14 protein-coding genes are annotated in these 16,503 nt (G+C 63.5%); 1 reads left to right on the plus strand and 13 read right to left on the minus strand.

The window, feature by feature from the left end; all coding sequences use genetic code 11:
* Positions 1-23 precede the first annotated feature (23 nt).
* From tadA to treP, 7 genes are all read right to left on the minus strand, one after another.
* Positions 24-518: a tRNA adenosine(34) deaminase TadA gene (gene tadA / locus C4K27_RS24850; protein ID WP_053262491.1), complete on the minus strand. Its 495-nt coding sequence runs from the start codon at positions 516-518 to the stop codon at positions 24-26.
* Complete coding sequence (locus C4K27_RS24855; RefSeq protein ID WP_053262492.1) at positions 518-1,894, minus strand: multicopper oxidase family protein; 1,377 nt, start codon at positions 1,892-1,894, stop codon at positions 518-520. Before C4K27_RS24855 ends, tadA begins: the two co-directional genes overlap by 1 nt.
* A gap of 252 nt (positions 1,895-2,146) precedes the next feature.
* Positions 2,147-2,446 carry a PTS sugar transporter subunit IIB gene (locus tag C4K27_RS24860; RefSeq protein WP_053262493.1) on the minus strand — a complete coding sequence of 100 codons (300 nt, stop codon included), beginning with the start codon at positions 2,444-2,446 and terminating at the stop codon, positions 2,147-2,149.
* Positions 2,447-2,448: 2 nt separating this feature from the next.
* On the minus strand, positions 2,449-4,986 hold the full coding sequence (gene ptsP / locus C4K27_RS24865; protein WP_053262494.1) for a phosphoenolpyruvate--protein phosphotransferase: 2,538 nt from the start codon (positions 4,984-4,986) through the stop codon (positions 2,449-2,451).
* Between the two features lie 60 nt (positions 4,987-5,046).
* Entirely contained in the window at positions 5,047-6,270 is a 1,224-nt protein-coding gene (locus C4K27_RS24870) for a maltoporin (RefSeq protein WP_053262495.1), read from the minus strand.
* 109 nt (positions 6,271-6,379) lie between these two features.
* Positions 6,380-8,029 (minus strand): alpha,alpha-phosphotrehalase, encoded by a 1,650-nt coding sequence (gene treC / locus C4K27_RS24875; RefSeq protein WP_053262496.1) that lies wholly within the window; start codon positions 8,027-8,029, stop codon positions 6,380-6,382.
* Positions 8,030-8,083: 54 nt separating this feature from the next.
* Positions 8,084-9,526, minus strand: coding sequence for a PTS system trehalose-specific EIIBC component (gene treP / locus C4K27_RS24880; RefSeq protein ID WP_009045423.1), 1,443 nt, complete (start codon positions 9,524-9,526; stop codon positions 8,084-8,086).
* 337 nt (positions 9,527-9,863) lie between these two features.
* Here treP and treR point away from each other — a divergent pair, with 337 nt between their 5' ends.
* Complete coding sequence (gene treR / locus C4K27_RS24885) at positions 9,864-10,568, plus strand: trehalose operon repressor (protein WP_007929570.1); 705 nt, start codon at positions 9,864-9,866, stop codon at positions 10,566-10,568.
* Between the two features lie 18 nt (positions 10,569-10,586).
* Here treR and C4K27_RS24890 read toward each other — a convergent pair whose 3' ends face one another.
* The 6 genes from C4K27_RS24890 to C4K27_RS24915 form a co-directional block, all read right to left on the minus strand.
* Entirely contained in the window at positions 10,587-11,108 is a 522-nt protein-coding gene (locus C4K27_RS24890; RefSeq protein WP_053262497.1) for a helix-turn-helix transcriptional regulator, read from the minus strand.
* Between the two features lie 2 nt (positions 11,109-11,110).
* On the minus strand, positions 11,111-11,392 hold the full coding sequence (locus tag C4K27_RS24895; RefSeq protein WP_007929564.1) for a hypothetical protein: 282 nt from the start codon (positions 11,390-11,392) through the stop codon (positions 11,111-11,113).
* A gap of 290 nt (positions 11,393-11,682) precedes the next feature.
* On the minus strand, positions 11,683-13,260 hold the full coding sequence (gene guaA, locus C4K27_RS24900) for a glutamine-hydrolyzing GMP synthase (RefSeq protein ID WP_007929562.1): 1,578 nt from the start codon (positions 13,258-13,260) through the stop codon (positions 11,683-11,685).
* 99 nt (positions 13,261-13,359) lie between these two features.
* Positions 13,360-14,829, minus strand: coding sequence for an IMP dehydrogenase (guaB, locus tag C4K27_RS24905; RefSeq protein ID WP_007929561.1), 1,470 nt, complete (start codon positions 14,827-14,829; stop codon positions 13,360-13,362).
* A 195-nt stretch (positions 14,830-15,024) separates the two neighbouring features.
* A complete protein-coding gene (locus C4K27_RS24910; RefSeq protein WP_053262498.1) occupies positions 15,025-15,573 on the minus strand; it encodes a hypothetical protein in 549 nt (182 codons plus the stop codon).
* A 144-nt stretch (positions 15,574-15,717) separates the two neighbouring features.
* Positions 15,718-16,485, minus strand: a complete 768-nt coding sequence (locus C4K27_RS24915) for a sulfite exporter TauE/SafE family protein (protein ID WP_053262499.1) — start codon at positions 16,483-16,485, stop codon at positions 15,718-15,720.
* Positions 16,486-16,503 lie beyond the last annotated feature (18 nt).

Here is a 16,503-nt window from a genome sequence, read left to right on the forward strand (position 1 = left end):
GCTCCTACAGAGAAGGGAGGTGCTCAGTTGCGACTGGCCCGGCGCGCCTTGAAAAACTCGCTCAACACCGCGCCGCACTCTTCAGCCAGCACCCCACCCTCGACCAATACCCGGTGGTTGAGAAAACCCTGGCTGAAGAACTGCCCCTGGCTCTGCACGATGCCCGCCTTGGGCTCCAGCGCGCCGTACACCACCCGGGCGATACGCGAATGCACGATCAGCCCGGCGCACATGCTGCATGGCTCCAGGGTCACGTAGAGGGTGCTGCCGGGCAGGCGATAGTTGTCGACCGCCTGGGCCGCGGCGCGGATCGCGACCATTTCCGCGTGGGCGCTGGGATCGCTGCCGCTGATCGGGCAGTTGAAACCTCGGCCGATGATTTCCCCGTCCTGCACCAGCACCGCGCCCACCGGCACCTCGCCCAGGGCCGCGCCCTGGGCGGCCAGGGCCAGGGCTTCACGCATGAAGTCCTGGTCGCGGCTGCGATCGATGATCCGGGCGGGGCGAATCTGCCGCATCAGGCCACCTCGATGGCGGCCATCAGGCCGGTTTCCATGTGGTCGATCACATGGCAATGGAACATCCACACCCCCGGGTTATCCGCCACCAGCGCCACCCGGGCACGCTCGTTCTTGCCCAGCAGGTAGGTGTCGGTGAAGTACGGGGTGATCTTCTTGCGGTTCGAGGCGATGACCTTGAAGCTCATGCCGTGCAAGTGGATCGGGTGCTGGTACTGAGTCATGTTCTTCAATTCGAAAATGTAGCTCTGGCCCTTCTTGAGCGTGGCGATCGGGCGGTCGGCGCAGGTCTTGTCGGTGATGTCCCAGGCCTTGCCATTGATCTGCCAGAGGCTCGGTGGCTTGCCATTGTCCACGTTCACCGAGACTGAGCCAACCCACTCGAAGTTGAAGTTGAGCTTCTCGGCGTTATCCAGGTCCGGCTCGGCGATCGGGTTGGCCGGCAACGCCGGCGGCCACTCGGTCGGCGCGTCGCTGTTGGCCACCGAACGCAAGGTGCCCAGGCGCACCGGGCCGTTGCGCAACGACAATTCTTCACCGGTCGGCGGTGCCTTGATCGCCAGGCAGATGCGCATGCCCGGCCCCAGCCAGTACTCCTTGCCCAGCGGCCGCGGCTCGATGGGGTTGCCGTCCAGGGCGTAGATTTGCGCTTCGACACCCGGAATGTTGATGCGGTAGGTCAGGGTGTTGTCGAGGTTGAGCAGGCGCACGCGGGTGATCTGCCCGGCCGGGATCTCCACCACTGCCTGGGACACGCCATTGATGGTCGACAGGCGCCCCGCCGTACCGCCACGCGCCGCCTCGCGGGGAATGCTGAAAGGCACGAAGGCGCCGGCTTCATCCACATGCCAGCTTTTCAGGCTCAGGGTGCGTTCGTACTTGAAGCCGGTGGGTTCGCGCTCTTCGATGATCAGCGGGCCAACCAGGCCGCGACCCAGTTCTTCACTGCTGTTGACGTGGGGGTGGTACCAGTAGCTACCGGCATCCGGCACGCGGAACTTGTAGTCGAAGTATTCGCCCGGCATCACCGGCAATTGCGAGACGTAAGGCACCCCGTCCATTTCCAGCGGCAGGCGGATGCCATGCCAGTGGATGGTGGTGGCCACCGGCAGGTGGTTGATGAAGCGCACCCGCAGCCACTCGCCCTGGCGCACCCGCAGCTCGGTGCCCGGCGCGGACGGGCCGAAGGCCCAGGCTTCGGTCTTGTGGCCCGGCACCAGTTCCACGTCCAGCGGCGCGGCGATCAGTTGATAATCGTGGCCCGCCTCGGCGTCGGCCATCTTGCCCAGCCAGTAACGCGCCGCGCCGCCGGCGCCCACGCCAACCACGGCAAGACCGGCCAGACCACCGAGTATCTGTCGACGGGTAAAGGACATGGACTCAACTACCTCACGTATCCGCGGCGGGCCGGGGCCCGCAAAAGGCGAATACGATACACCCGCAGTTGAGAAACAGTAAGGCCGGCGCGGCGACCGGCCGCAGGCATAACCGCCCCTGTAGCCGCTGCCGAGCTTGCGTACGGACGCGAAGCGTCCGCAACCCAGGCAATGCGTTGCACCTGAGCCACCACCTTGGATGCCTTGGCGGGCGCGGCGCGCCCGTATGCAGCCTCGCAGGCTCGGCAGCGGCTACAGAGGAGACAAGCCGACGAGCAGATGCACCACGCCGCCGACCAGCGCCATCACCCCGGGCACGCCGGCATTACGCAAGGCTGTGGCATCGAGCAAGGTCGGGTCATGCAATTCCACCCGCACCCGGGTCAGGGCCACGCGTTGCCGGGTCTTGAGGTTGTTGGCGCCGCCCAGCGCCGCGATGACGGCCTCGTCCAAGGCGGCGTCGTCCTTGACCGGGGCCGTCGCTTTCGGCTGGTCGGGCACCAGATCCGGAGTCAGGGCCTTCCAGAACGCCCGCTGCAATTTCTCGAACATGTTCAGTTCTCCAGAACCGGTGAAGGGGCCAGCGTCGATTGCCGATGCTGGTGCAAGGCGTCACGCACCTGCTCGGCGCTTTCCAGGCCGAGAATGCGCCCGGCGAGGGCCTGGCACTGGCTCAGCTCGACCTCGCGCACGCCGGCCTTGATCGCCGGAATCAGCGGCACGCTGACCGACAGCTCGTCCACACCCAGCCCCAGCAGCAGCGGCACCGCCAGGGTTTCCGAAGCCAGCGCCCCGCACACGCCGACCCACTTGCCATGGGCATGGGCAGCCTTGACCGTGGAGGCGATCAGACGCAGCACCGCCGGGTGGAAACTGTCGGCCTGGCTGGCCAGGCGCGGATGATCGCGGTCCATGGCCAGGGTGTACTGGGTCAGGTCGTTGGTGCCGATGGAGAAGAAGTCCACCTCCGGCGCGAACAGGTCGGCCAGCAGCGCCGCCGACGGCACTTCGATCATGATCCCCAGCTTCGGCAACTCCTTGAGCCCCAGGGCCAGGGCTTCGTCCTCCAGCATCTGCCGCGCCCGCCGCAACTCCGCCAGCTGGGTGACCATCGGCAGCATGATGTGCAGGCGAGCCAGCCCGGCGCTGGCGAGGATCGCCCGGAACTGCTCGCGCAACAGCTGCGGGCGCTCCAGGCACAGACGGATCCCGCGCATGCCGAGGAAGGGGTTGGCTTCAGGTTCCATCGGCACATAGGCCAGCGGTTTGTCGCCACCGACATCCAGGGTCCGCACCACCAGATTGCGCTCCGGCCCCAGGGCCCGGGCGATGGCGCTGTAGGTCGCGGCCTGTTCCTCGTGGCTCGGGGCGACGCCGCGGTCCTGGTAAAGAAATTCCGAACGCAACAGGCCGACGCCCTCCCCGCCCAGGTCCATGGCCTGCTCCGCCTCGGCCAGCGAGGCGACGTTGGCCGTCACCTCGAAGTGATGGCCGTCGCGGGTCACCGCGGCCTGGGCCGACTGTTCCAGCTCCTGGCGCTGGCGCTGCTGTTGCTGCTGACGTCGTGCCTGCAACTGTGCGATCACCGCCGGCGCAGGCTCCAGGTGCAATTCGCCCTGGTCGGCATCCAGCAGCACCGGTGTGCCGCTGGCCAACGCCAGCACCTGTACCGGCAGGCCGCAGATCGCCGGCAACCCCAGGGCCCGGGCCAGAATCGCCACATGGCTGGTGGCCCCGCCGCCGACCGTGGCGAACCCCAGCACCTTGCGGGTATCGAGGCTGGCGGTCTGGGACGGGGTGAGCTGCTCGGCAATCAGGATCGCCTGCTCCGGCAGGGCCCAGGCGCTGTCCTGCACACCCAGCAGCAACTTGAGCACCCGCTGGCCGACATCCATCAGGTCCAGGGCGCGCTCGGCCAGCAACGGACTGCCTGAATCCTTGAACAGCTCGGTGGTGGCTTCGGTGGCGCGGTTCCAGGCGAATGCCGCGCTCTTGCCGTCGCTGATCAGGGCCTGGGCCTGCTCCAGCAGGCTCGGGTCTTCCAGCAGTTCCTGGTGAGCCTTGAAGATCTCGCCCTGGGCTGCACTGGCGGCCTTGTCCCGCAGGACTTGCAGGGCCGCGTTGGCCTGCGCCAGCGCCCGTTCCAGCTGCCCACGCTGCGCCGCCTGATCGCTGACGAACTCGACGACCTCAAGCTTCTGCTCGGCCACCTGCACCACTTGCCCGAAGGCCGAACCCGTCGAGGCGCAGACGCCCCGCAGCAACTTGCCCGATGGCGCGGCAACCGGCGCCACAGGTTCGGCGGCGATCACCGCGGTCACCGCTTCGCCACAACCACTCGCCAGCAATTCGGCCAGGGTCTTGATCGCCCTCTCGGCATCCTCGCCCGCCGCGCTGACTTGCAGGGCATCGCCCTGCGCGGTCTGCAACGCCATGATCGCCACCAGGGACTTGGCGTTGGCGCTGGCCTGCTGCTTGTGCAGGCAGATGCTCGCCTTGAAGCCCTTGGCCGCCTGGGCGAACACCGCCGCCGGACGCGCATGCAGGCCATTGGGATTGGGCAGCGTCACCGGTTTGGAAAACAGCGCCTCGCTCTCTTCCTCGGGCTCCGCGCTTGGCGCAGTCTCGCCCAGGCTCAACTGCAATAGCGGCTGGCCGCTGTCCACCAGCGCGCGGTCCGCGGTCAGCCAGGTGAACGGCTCGCCGCTGACCACCAGCATCAGCGTCAGCAGGCTGCGGGCATGCACGGCGATGTAGTCGGCATCGAACTCGATCAACGGTTGCCCAGCCTCGACCCGCTGGCCCTCCTCCACCAGGCGGCTAAAGCCCTTGCCCGCCAGGTTCACCGTGTCCAGGCCGATGTGCATCAGCACCTGCACCCCGTTGTCGTCAGTGATGCTCACCGCATGGCCACTGTCCTGCACGTTGCTGACCACACCGGCCAGCGGCGCGCGCAGGGTCTGCGAGGTCGGGTCGATGCACAGGCCGTCACCGATGACCCGGCTGCAGAACACCGGGTCCGGCACTTGCTCCAGGGGCATCAGCAGCCCGGACAGCGGCGCGAGCAGTTGCAATTGTTGGGTTGTAGCCATGACTTCACCTGCTGTTTGTTCTTGTAAGTGCCGATGGAGCGCGAGCCCCGACAGCATCGCTTATTTCCACCAGTACTCGACTTGCAATCCGACGTTCGCGCCATGCCTGGCGGTGCCGAAGGCGCCGGTATCGGACAGCGCCGACCCCGCCGCCAGCTCATTGGCCGCGCGCTTGGCGGCCTGGTTCCAGCTGGCATAGGTGTAGTACAGACGCACCTCGGGGCGCGCCCAGAATTCCGGGCCCTTGGGCGACCAGGTCGGGGCGAAGGTGAACTTGCTGAGCTTGCGCGTGCCGCCGGGGGCCTCGACCTGATCGTGGCCCAGCTCGGTGACCAGCTTGAACTGCTCGCTGATCGCATAGGCCGGGCGGATGCCCAGGGAGATCCAGTTCTGGTCGTTGCCGTCGGGGCGGATGTCTTTCTGATAGATCGCCTCGACCTGCCCGCCAAACCGCGGGGTCAATTGCCAGTCGAAGAACTCCACCAGGCGGTAGCTCTTGTTGCTGTCATCCAGTTGCACATTGCCGGTGTAACCCAGCCCGGTGCCCGGGCCTTCACCGTACTGCAACGCCAGCTTGTTCTTGCCACCGAGGAAGTCCTTTTGCACATGCTGGGCGGTGATCGCCCAGCCCCGATGGGCGTCGCGACTGTCAGGCTTGTCGATGTAGCTCAGGCCCAGTTCCAGCTCGCCGCCGGGGTTGGTCTTGAAACCGGCGACATTGAAGTCGTGCCGGTTGATGTAGTCCTTCTGGTACAGGTTGTCCTTGCGCGAGAAGGCGTAGCTGTATTTCAAGTCGCCGATCAGCACGTCCTCGATACCGCCGCCAGTGGCGCTCTGGTTCCAGTAGTAGAAGTCGGAGATATGGATGTCGTTGCGCTTGTAGTAACGCCGGCCGGCCCACAGCGAGCCGCCATTGAGGCTGGGCATGTTCGACCATTGGGCATACATCTGCGGCATGCGCGCCGAGCCGTTGTCGCCCTGGAAGGTCAGGCTGCGGTCGTACTGGTTATACAGCGACGCCATGGCATCGACACTGAGCACCGAGCCGTCGTCCAGGGTGTACAGGTCCTGGCGCAGCTCCAGCTCGGCGTACTGTTCGCATTCGTTGCCCAGGCGGTATTTGGACTGGGCGCCGGGCAGTTGGAAACAGGATTGCGAGCTGCTGTTGACCGAGGTCCCGAGGCCGCTACGCAAGTAACCGGCGAACTCCAGGGCCTGGGCCGGGAACGGCAAGGCCAGGCAGACGCAAGAGGCTGCGAGACCGCGATTTATTGTTGTTTTCATAAGCCACCCCATTATTTTTATTCTGTGTGTGTGCCCCGCAGGCGCCGCCCTACCGGCGAGCGAAAGCTCGCGGTGTACCGGGCACGCCGCGCTCATGCGGGGAAGGTTGTCAGCGGTCGATCAGGTGCAGGACAAAGGACTCGTAAGGCCGCAGGAACAGCTGGCGACTGCGGGTTTGATGGTCCGCGTAGTTACTGATGACCAGGCGCTGCTCCATGCGCTCGGTCATCACTCCCTCCGGCAACTGCACTTCGCAGGCGCTGCCGTAGAAATTGTTCACCACCAGCAGACGCTCGCCCTGGCCCTCGCGCAGATAGGCCCAGACCTGCGGGTGCTCGGCCAGCAACTGGCGATATTCGCCGTCCTGGATCAGCGGCTCGCGACGGCGCAGGGCAATCAGCTGGCGATAGTGGTGCAACACCGAATCCGGGTCTTCGAGCTGCTGCGCGACGTTGATCCGCGCGGCATTGGCCGGCACGCCGATCCAGGGCTCGACGCTACTGAAACCGGCATGGGCCTCGGTATTCCATTGCATCGGCGTGCGCCCGTTGTCCCGGGACTTCTGCATGATCGCCGCCATGTTGTCCGCCTCGCTGTCGCCGGCTTCGCGCTTGAGGCGGTAGATGTTCAGGGTCTCGACATCGCGGTATTGGTCGATGTGGGTAAAGCCGGGGTTGGTCATGCCCAGCTCTTCGCCCTGATACACGAACGGCGTGCCCTGGAGGAAGTGCAGCGCGGTGGCGAGCATCTTCGCCGAAACCACCCGGTACTCGCCGTCGTCGCCGAAACGCGACACCACCCGTGGCTGGTCGTGGTTGCACCAGAACAGCGCGTTCCAGCCACCGCCAGCCTGCATGCCGCTCTGCCACTCGGAGAGGATGCGCTTGAGCTGGAGGAAGTCGAAATCGGCTCGAATCCACTTCTGCAGGTTCGGGTAGTCGACCTTCAGGTGGTGGAAGTTGAAGGTCATTGACAGCTCTTTCGACTCGGGCTGCGAGTAACGAATGCAGTGATCGAGGCTGGTGGAAGACATCTCGCCGACGTTGATCAGGTCAAAGCCCTCGAAGACCTCGCGATGCATCTGCTGCAGGTACGGGTGCACGTTCGGGCCGTCGGTATAGAAGCGTCGACCGTCGCTGGCATCTTCCGGGAAATCCGCCGGTTTGGAGATCAGGTTGATCACGTCCAGGCGGAAGCCGCCCACGCCCTTGTCGCGCCAGAAACGCATCATCTTGAACACTTCGGCGCGCACCTGGGGGTTGTCCCAGTTGAGGTCGGCCTGGGTATGGTCGAACAGGTGTAGGTAGTACTGGCCGGTCTGCGCTTCGTATTCCCAGGCGGAACCGCCGAACTTGGACTCCCAGTTGTTCGGCTGGTCACGCCAGATGTAGAAGTCGCGATACGGGTTGTCGAGGCTGCTGCGCGCCTGCTGGAACCACTCATGCTCGATGGAGGTGTGGTTGACCACGATGTCCAGCATCAGCTTGATGCCACGCTTGCCGGCCTCGGCGATCAGCAACTCGCAATCGGCCATGGTCCCGTAGCTCGGGTCGATGGCGTAGTAGTCGCTGATGTCGTAGCCGTTGTCGCGCTGGGGCGAACGCAGGAACGGGGTGAGCCACAGGCAATCGACGCCCAGCCAGTGCAGGTAGTCGAGCTTGTCGACCACCCCCAGCAGGTCGCCGGTGGCCTGGCCGCTGTGGCTGTAGAAACTCTTCGGGTAGATCTGGTAGATCACCGAACGCTGCCAGTCTTGCATGGCGGGCTCCTTCAATGGGTTGGGTACTGGCCCTGGGGGCCTTGTCGCGATCTGTCAGGCGACGCGATACCCCGGCCGGATGATCTTCATGCTCAAGCCGCAGGTCAGCACGAACGGCACCACCAGGGCGACGACCATGCCGACCACGAACATCGGGATGTACTGGGGAATGATCGAGATGAATCCCGGCAGCCCGCCAACGCCGATGGCCGAGGCCTGGACCTTGTTCAGCGAGAGGAAAATGCAGCCTAGCGCCGAGCCGATCAGCGCGGCGTAGAACGGGAACTTGTAGCGCAGGTTGACCCCGAACATGGCAGGTTCCGTGATGCCGAAATAGGCGGAGATCGCCGAGGTCGAGGCCATGCTGCGGTCCCGCGCGTTGCGGCTCATGCTGAACACCGCCAGTGCCGCGCTGCCCTGGGCCAGGTTGGACATGACGATCATCGGCCAGATGAAGGTGCCGCCCTGGGTCGAGATCAGTTGCAGGTCCACGGCGAGGAACATGTGGTGCATGCCGGTGATCACCAGCGGCGCGTAGAGCAGGCCGAAAATCGCCCCGCCAACCATTGGCGCCAGTTCGAACAGGGTGACCACGCCCTCGGTGATCAGGATCCCCAGGTGCCGGGTCACCGGGCCGATCACCGCCAGCGCCAGCACGCCGGTGACCACGATGGTGGTGATGGGCACGACCAGCAGGGTGATCGCATTCGGCACCCGCGCCCGCAGCCATTTCTCGATGACGCTCATGACATAGGCCGCCAGCAGGATCGGCAGGATCTGCCCCTGATAGCCGACCTTCTCGATCTGGAACAGGCCGAAGATGTCGAAGTACGGCAGGCTCTGGCCCTCCAGCCCGGCCACGGCCTTGCCGTAGTTCCAGGCATTGAGCAGGTCGGGGTGCACCAGCATCAGGCCCAGCACGATGCCGAGGATTTCGCTGCCGCCAAAGCGCTTGGCCGCCGACCAGCCCACCAAGGCCGGCAGGAATACGAAGGAGGTGTTGGCCATCAGGTTGATCAGGCTCCACACGCCATCCAGGGTCGGATAGGCCTCGAGCAGGGTCCGGCCTTCGATGAACATGCCCTTGGCGCCGATCAGGTTGTTCACCCCCATCAGCAGGCCGGCAATGATCAGCGCCGGCAGGATCGGCATGAAGACATCGGAAAACACCCGCACCAGACGCTGCATGGCGTTGGTCTTGTCGGCGCCCTTCTGCTTGACGTCGGCGATGGTGGAAGCGGCCAGCCCGGTGAGTTGGCGCAACGCGGCATAGACCTTTTCGACTTCGCCGGGGCCAATGACCACCTGGAACAGGCCACCGGTGAAAAACGAGCCCTTGACCAGATCGATCTGGTTCAGCGTCGCGCTGTCCACCCGGCTCGGGTCCTTGAGCGCCAGGCGCAGGCGGGTGACGCAATGCGCGGCTTGTTCGAGGTTGTCGGCGCCACCGAGGCTGTGCAGCAACTCGCTGGCGATCGTGGAGTAATCGTGGCTCATGCTTGTTCTTCCGCTTTGGTTTTTTGTTATTGGCAGCACGCCGAAGCGAAAAATACTCGTCTGTACGAGTTAAAGCAACAACTCGTACAGACGAGTTTGCCGGCATCGCTCCGAAACCCGGGTCGCAGGGAGTTTCTGCTGCGCAAAAACGGCTCTAGATCCATACTCTCCGGCAGAGCGCGCCATGCGCGACAGAAAATTCTTAAACTGCTGTAAGGTGTTTCATTGCCATTTCGACACCCGCAGTCAGGCGTTCGACCCACTCGCCTCAAATAGACAAATCCGCTCACGGCCCTTAAGGTTCCCGCCTTGAGCGCAGACGGCACAGAGCCATCCCATGAGTAAATACAACCAGATCTACAGCGATCTGCTTGCCAGCATCACCACCGAGCGCCTGGAACGCGGCGCTCGTCTGCCTTCCGAAACCGAGTTGATGGACAGCTACCAGGCCAGCCGCGGCACCGTGCGCAAGGCCATCGAGCAGTTGCAGGAGCGCGGCTTCGCCCAGAAGATCCATGGCAAGGGCACTTTTGTGCTGTCGCCGCACCCGATCGAGTTCCAGCTGGGCGGCATTGTCAGCTTCCAGGAAACCTATCCGCGCCTGGGCAACGACGTCAGCACCGAGGTGGTGGAGTTCACCCAGTTTCCCCTCGAAGGCGCGTTGCGCGAACACCTGCAGGCCGAGGAAGGCAGCCTGATTACCCGCATCAAGCGGGTGCGGCGTATCGATGGCAAACGGGTGATTCTCGATATCAACCACTTCGTCGCCGAGTTGATCCCGGGACTGGACCGGCAGATTGCCGAGCACTCGATCTACGCCTACATCGAGCAGACCCTGCAATTGCAGATCAGCTACGCCCAGCGGACCATCGAAGCCACCCCACGCACCCGGGATGACCAGCAGCACCTGGACCTGGAGGGCCAGAGCCACGTGATAGTGGTCAGCAACCAGACCTTCCTGCAGGACGGCCGGCAGTTCGAGTACACCGAATCACGCCATACCCTGGACAAGTTCTACTTCTCGGACGTCGCCCGACGCTGACCACCGCGGCAGGCCCGCTCAACCCAGCAGCGCCACCAGTTCGGCGCTCGGCGTGCCGACCCGTCGGGCCTCCTTGGCGACGTTTACGGATTGCGCGACCCGCGCCACCTCTATCACCGGATGCTGCAACTGGTAACCGCCCCGGGCCTCCAGCCAGCTCAGCACTTCCGCCAGATGCCAGAGCGAGGCACTGCCCTCGTGGATCGCCAGGGGGAAACTGCCGGCATGGTTGAGCATCAACTTGCGCATGTTCTGCCGGGAGACCCCGACGATGTCGGCAATCTCGCTCAGGCCGACGAAATCCGGGCTGGCCTCTACCAGCCGCGCATCCGGAATGATCCGCTTGATATCGCCCAGGGCACTGAGCAGCGCCGCCTCAGCGCTTTCGGCCTCGCGGCTGAACTCCAGTGCCAGGCGCCCCGCCAGCCCGGTACCGACCAGCGCATCGGTACAGCCCCCCGCGCCGAGGCGCTCCACCAGCACGTCCGGGTCGCAGTCGTGGGCGGGCAGCAGGTAGTTGAGGGTAAACAGGTATTCCATGGTCATGACTCCCGACGAGGTTGCGGGACTTTCCCGCCGCGCAGCTGATTCAGCGTGCAGTTGTCGATTACCCGGCACAGCGCCCGGGCATGCTGGAGGGGATTTTTCGGCGTGCTCCACACACTGGTGATGCAGAACTCGCCGCAACGACACACCTCGCTGTTGTAAGGGCAGTAGATCTTGCCCCAGGCATGACTACCGCCGACTTCGACGCGCCAGCCCTGCCATTCGGCGTAGCGCAGCGCCATTTCAATGTCTTTCTTGGGATGAGGTGTGCGAGCCATCCATGGCCTCCAGTCTCGTCAACAATGAATAGGTTGTCAACTGACAACCACAAATATTCTGAACACCTGCGCCGGAGTCGCCAGAGGCCGCCGCTGGGAGTTCGATGAATGTCTGTCGAGGGTACACAGGCCAGGCGGGCGACGATGTGCCCATGTCTTTCCTGGTATTGCGGAAGGGCTGGAAAACGGGCTTTTTAAAGACCCTGAAACACAAATGGCGATCGACACCCGAAGGTCTCGATCGCCATTGCTGTTGCCTGAACGATCAGCTGCCGATCACTCGGCCGGGATCATTCCCACTCGATGGTGGCTGGCGGCTTGCTCGACACGTCGTAGGTGACGCGGGAGATGCCTTCGATCTCGTTGATGATCCGGCCGCTGACGGTTTCCAGCAGCTCGTAAGGCAGGTGCGCCCAACGCGCGGTCATGAAGTCGATGGTTTCCACGGCACGCAGGGCCACGACCCAGGCGTAACGACGGCCGTCACCGACCACGCCCACCGATTTCACCGGCTGGAATACCACGAACGCCTGGCTGACCTTGTGGTACCAGTCGGCCTTGCGCAGCTCTTCGATGAAGATGTGGTCGGCGCGACGCAGCAGGTCGGCGTATTCCTTCTTCACTTCGCCGAGGATGCGCACGCCCAGGCCCGGGCCCGGGAACGGGTGACGGTAGACCATGTCGTACGGCAGGCCCAGCTCCAGGCCCAGACGACGGACTTCGTCCTTGAACAGCTCGCGCAGTGGCTCGACCAGCTTGAGGTTCATTTCTTCCGGCAGGCCGCCCACGTTGTGGTGCGACTTGATCACGTGGGCCTTGCCGCTCTTGGCGCCAGCCGACTCGATCACGTCCGGGTAGATGGTGCCCTGGGCCAGGAACTTGATGTTGTCCAGCTTGCAGGATTCGGCATCGAACACGTCGATGAAGGTACGGCCGATGATCTTGCGCTTCTTCTCCGGGTCGGCTTCGCCGGCCAGGTTGTTGAGGAACTGTTCCTCGGCGTTGGCGCGGATCACCTTGACGCCCATGTTCTCGGCGAACATGGCCATCACTTGCTCGCCTTCGTGCAGGCGCAGCAGGCCGTTGTCGACGAAAACGCAGGTCAGCTGGTCGCCGATGGCTTTGTGCAGCAGGGCCGCGACCACCGAGGAGTCGACGCCGCCGGACAGCCCCAGCAGCACGTTGTCGGTGCCGACCTGGGCACGCACCTGGGCGATGGCGTCTTCAGCGATTTTCGATGGGGTCCACAGGGCTTCGCAGCCGCAGATGTCGAGGATGAAGCGCGACAGGATGCGACCACCCTGCTTGGTGTGGGTCACTTCCGGGTGGAACTGCACGCCGTAGTAGCGCAGGTCGTCGTTGAACATGCCGGCGATCGGGCAGCTCGGGGTGCTGGCCAGGATGTGGAAGTCTTGCGGCATCTTGGTGACCTTGTCACCGTGGCTCATCCATACGTCGAGGCCGAACAGGCCGTCGGCGTCGACGTGGTCTTCGATGCCGTCCAGCAGGCGGCTCTTGCCGACCACATCGACGCGGGCATAACCGAATTCACGCAGTTCGGAACCCTCGACCTTGCCGCCCATTTGCTCGGCCATGGTCTGCATGCCGTAGCAGATACCGAAGACCGGCACGCCCAGGTCGAACACCGCTTGCGGGCAACGCGGGCTGTTGGCTTCGTGCACGGACTCGGGGCCGCCGGCGAGAATGACGCCTTTGGGAGCGAATTCGCGAATCGCTTCGTCATCCATGTCGAACGGATGCAGTTCGCAGTACACGCCGATTTCACGCACGCGACGGGCGATCAATTGGGTGTACTGAGAACCGAAATCGAGGATCAGGATGCGGTGGGCGTGAATGTCGAGGGCCATGATTCAGTCTCGTCTAGGTAATTCGAAAACAGTCGTGATTCAGAAACGACTCGGGGCTGAATAAAACAGCCCCGGTCATTTAACGTTTTGCTTGAAGCATCAACCTACGCGGTAGTTTGGCGCTTCCTTGGTGATCTGCACGTCATGGACGTGGGATTCAGCCATACCGGCGCCAGTGATGCGTACGAACTCTGGCTTGGTGCGCATTTCTTCGATGTTGGCGCTACCGGTGTAGCCCATGGAAGAACGCAGGCCCCCCATCAGCTGATGGATGATGGCGGTCAGGGTGCCCTTGTAGGGAACACGGCCTTCGATGCCTTCCGGAACCAGCTTCTCGGCACCCGCGGAGGAGTCCTGGAAGTAACGGTCGGAAGAGCCCTGGGCCTGGGACATGGCACCCAGCGAACCCATGCCGCGGTAAGCCTTGTAGGAGCGACCCTGGAACAGTTCGATTTCGCCTGGCGCCTCTTCGGTACCGGCGAACATCGAGCCCATCATCACGCAGGAAGCACCGGCGACGATGGCCTTGGACAGGTCACCGGAGAAGCGGATGCCGCCGTCGGCGATCAATGGAACGCCGGTGCCTTCAAGGGCCGCGGCGACATTGGCGATGGCGCTGATTTGCGGTACGCCGACACCGGCGACGATACGGGTGGTGCAGATCGAACCAGGGCCGATACCGACCTTGACCGCATCAGCGCCCGCTGCGGCCAGGGCCTTGGCTGCGGCACCGGTGGCGATGTTGCCGCCGATCACCTGCACTTGCGGGTAGTTTTCCTTGACCCAGCGAACGCGGTCGATCACACCTTTGGAGTGACCGTGGGCAGTGTCGACCACCACTACGTCCACGCCGGCGTTGACCAGGGCGGCAACGCGGTCGCCGGTGTCTTTACCGGTACCGACGGCAGCCCCTACGCGCAGACGACCTTGATCGTCCTTGCTGGCCAGCGGGTAAGCCTTGGCTTTTTCGATGTCGTTGACGGTCATCATGCCTTTGAGGGCGAACTTGTCGTCGACGATCAGCACGCGCTCGATGCGGTGCTTGTGCAGCAGCTCGCGCACGTCGTTCTTGTCGGCGCCTTCCTTGACCGTGACCAGGCGCTCTTTAGGCGTCATCACTTCACGGACACTGGCGTCCAGGCGGTTTTCGAAACGCACGTCACGGGAAGTGACGATGCCGACCAGGTCGCCATCGTGCAGTACCGGAACGCCGGAAATGTTGTGCATGCGGGTCAGTTCGAACAGGTCGCGCACCGTGGCGTCAGCCTCGATGGTGATCGGGTCTTTGACGACGCCGGCTTCGAACTTCTTGACCTTGCGGACTTCGGCAGCTTGCTGCTCGATGGTCATGTTCTTGTGGATGATGCCGATGCCACCTTCCTGAGCCATGGCGATTGCCAGACGGGCTTCAGTGACGGTGTCCATTGCGGCGGAAACCAGTGGAATATTCAGCTCGATGCCACGGGTAAGACGGGTCTTGAGACTGACTTCGTTAGGAAGCACCTCGGAATAACCGGGCACTAGGAGAATGTCGTCGAAGGTCAGAGCTTCTTGGCTGATACGCAGCATCGCGGGGGCTCCCGAGCGGGAAAATGGAAGCGCGCCATTATACTCAGACACCTACCCGGGCTCAATGTAAAAGTCTGTCTATTATCAACGGGGTGATGGATGGGGAATTTGCCAGAACACAGCATCTGTTTCGCGAGCAGACATGGCACCTGCTGATGATGAATTCACCACCCGGACCCGGCTGCCGAAATCCCCTTACAACTCCACCTTCACCCAGCTCACCGGCTGATCCAGCCATTCGGCGAACTCGTCGAGAAAGCTCTGCTTGAACCCGGCTTCGGCCCAGTTATTGAAGATGAAACCGAGGTTGGAAAACCCACACTCCTGCAAGAACAGAAAACCGTTGATGTCATCTTCATGACCGCACTCGGGGCAGGTGAAGTTATCAGTGCGCCCGGGCATCCAGTCTTCCAGGCTCTCGAACAGCGCCTCCCCCACTTCCTGACGGCATTCGGCGCAACCCGCTTCCTCGAGAAACCCCTTGGCCGGGGTATAGATGCAGCGCTTGGTAATGATTTCCAGGCCGTTGACCGGTTCACCAAAGGGCAAGGCCTCCGGGTGCAGCACCACATCCCGCGCGCCTGGGGCGATCGCATGCGCCATGCGATTGCCGGTACGGCCACAGGTGCTCAAGGCTTCCTCAACGATGTTCTTGCGCACCAACCAACGCACGATCGCCCGGGCGCGGGGTTCGTGAACCGGCAAGGTGGAGATTTTCGGGATGATGATGCTTTGCGAGTTCATGGATGGGGCCTGAAGCGTCTGAAGGGAAGTCTGCGTCGCCTGCTCGAACAGTACCGCCAGCAAACCGATACCTGCCAATAAGTGTAGAAGTCGGCGTACCTGGCAAATCCGAGGGCCCGCAGCTTAATCCCTGAACCCCACAGGTCAAGTGCTCAGGTAACGACCGACCAGGGCCATGCCGCTGGCCAGCACCAGCCAGGTCACCAGCCGGACGAACGCCTCGCGGGACAATCTCATGGTCAGCCGCCGGCCAATCCACAGGCCCAGGGCCATGGCCGGCAACAAGCACAGCGCCAGCACCAATAAAGGCAGTTGCGCATAAACGCCGGCAATGGCGAACAGGCTCAGGCGCACCACCGTGCTGCAACTGATCAACGCACTCTGGGTGGCCCGCGCCGCATCCTTGGGCAGGCGGCTATTCAGATAGATCGCATATAAAAAGCCGCCGCTGCCGAACAGCGCGCCGAACGTTCCACCCACGGTCCCCATGGGAATCGCCCAGCCCGCCGCCAGCGCCTTGGGCCTTGTCTTGCCCCAAAGGCTGTACGCCGCATAAGCGCTGATAAACAGCCCCATCAACAGCAGCAACACATCGGACTTGAGGTTGAGCAGGAAGATCACCCCCAGGGTGCAGCCCAGCGCCATGCACGGCAGCAGGCGCAACAGTTCGGAGCGATCAACATCCCGCCGCGACGGCAGGAGATTGCCGAAGGCCGCGACAAAATCCAGCAGCACCAGCAGTGGGACTATCTTCGACAGCGGCATGAACAGGATCAGCACCGGCCCCGCCACCAGCGCCGTGCCGAATCCGGCGATGCCAAACACGATATAGGCCAGGGCGATCCCCAGGCCGATCGCCAACCAGCCACTCGTCCCCCACGACCACTGCCCCAACAACTCGACCATGCTCATCGATTCGCCTTCCTTCTT

Source organism: Pseudomonas chlororaphis subsp. chlororaphis (assembly GCF_003945765.1).
GTDB classification, from domain to species: Bacteria; Pseudomonadota; Gammaproteobacteria; order Pseudomonadales; family Pseudomonadaceae; genus Aquipseudomonas; species Aquipseudomonas chlororaphis.

Excerpts from the sequence above, each read along its gene's own strand:
- tadA (WP_053262491.1), bottom strand. The coding sequence starts at position 518 with ATGCGGCAGATTCGCCCCGCCCGGATCATCGATCGCAGCCGCGACCAG.
- C4K27_RS24855 (WP_053262492.1), bottom strand. The coding sequence starts at position 1,894 with ATGTCCTTTACCCGTCGACAGATACTCGGTGGTCTGGCCGGTCTTGCC.
- C4K27_RS24860 (WP_053262493.1), bottom strand. The coding sequence starts at position 2,446 with ATGTTCGAGAAATTGCAGCGGGCGTTCTGGAAGGCCCTGACTCCGGAT.
- ptsP (WP_053262494.1), bottom strand. The coding sequence starts at position 4,986 with ATGGCTACAACCCAACAATTGCAACTGCTCGCGCCGCTGTCCGGGCTG.
- C4K27_RS24870 (WP_053262495.1), bottom strand. The coding sequence starts at position 6,270 with ATGAAAACAACAATAAATCGCGGTCTCGCAGCCTCTTGCGTCTGCCTG.
- treC (WP_053262496.1), bottom strand. The coding sequence starts at position 8,029 with ATGCAAGACTGGCAGCGTTCGGTGATCTACCAGATCTACCCGAAGAGT.
- treP (WP_009045423.1), bottom strand. The coding sequence starts at position 9,526 with ATGAGCCACGATTACTCCACGATCGCCAGCGAGTTGCTGCACAGCCTC.
- treR (WP_007929570.1), top strand. The coding sequence starts at position 9,864 with ATGAGTAAATACAACCAGATCTACAGCGATCTGCTTGCCAGCATCACC.
- C4K27_RS24890 (WP_053262497.1), bottom strand. The coding sequence starts at position 11,108 with ATGGAATACCTGTTTACCCTCAACTACCTGCTGCCCGCCCACGACTGC.
- C4K27_RS24895 (WP_007929564.1), bottom strand. The coding sequence starts at position 11,392 with ATGGCTCGCACACCTCATCCCAAGAAAGACATTGAAATGGCGCTGCGC.
- guaA (WP_007929562.1), bottom strand. The coding sequence starts at position 13,260 with ATGGCCCTCGACATTCACGCCCACCGCATCCTGATCCTCGATTTCGGT.
- guaB (WP_007929561.1), bottom strand. The coding sequence starts at position 14,829 with ATGCTGCGTATCAGCCAAGAAGCTCTGACCTTCGACGACATTCTCCTA.
- C4K27_RS24910 (WP_053262498.1), bottom strand. The coding sequence starts at position 15,573 with ATGAACTCGCAAAGCATCATCATCCCGAAAATCTCCACCTTGCCGGTT.
- C4K27_RS24915 (WP_053262499.1), bottom strand. The coding sequence starts at position 16,485 with ATGAGCATGGTCGAGTTGTTGGGGCAGTGGTCGTGGGGGACGAGTGGC.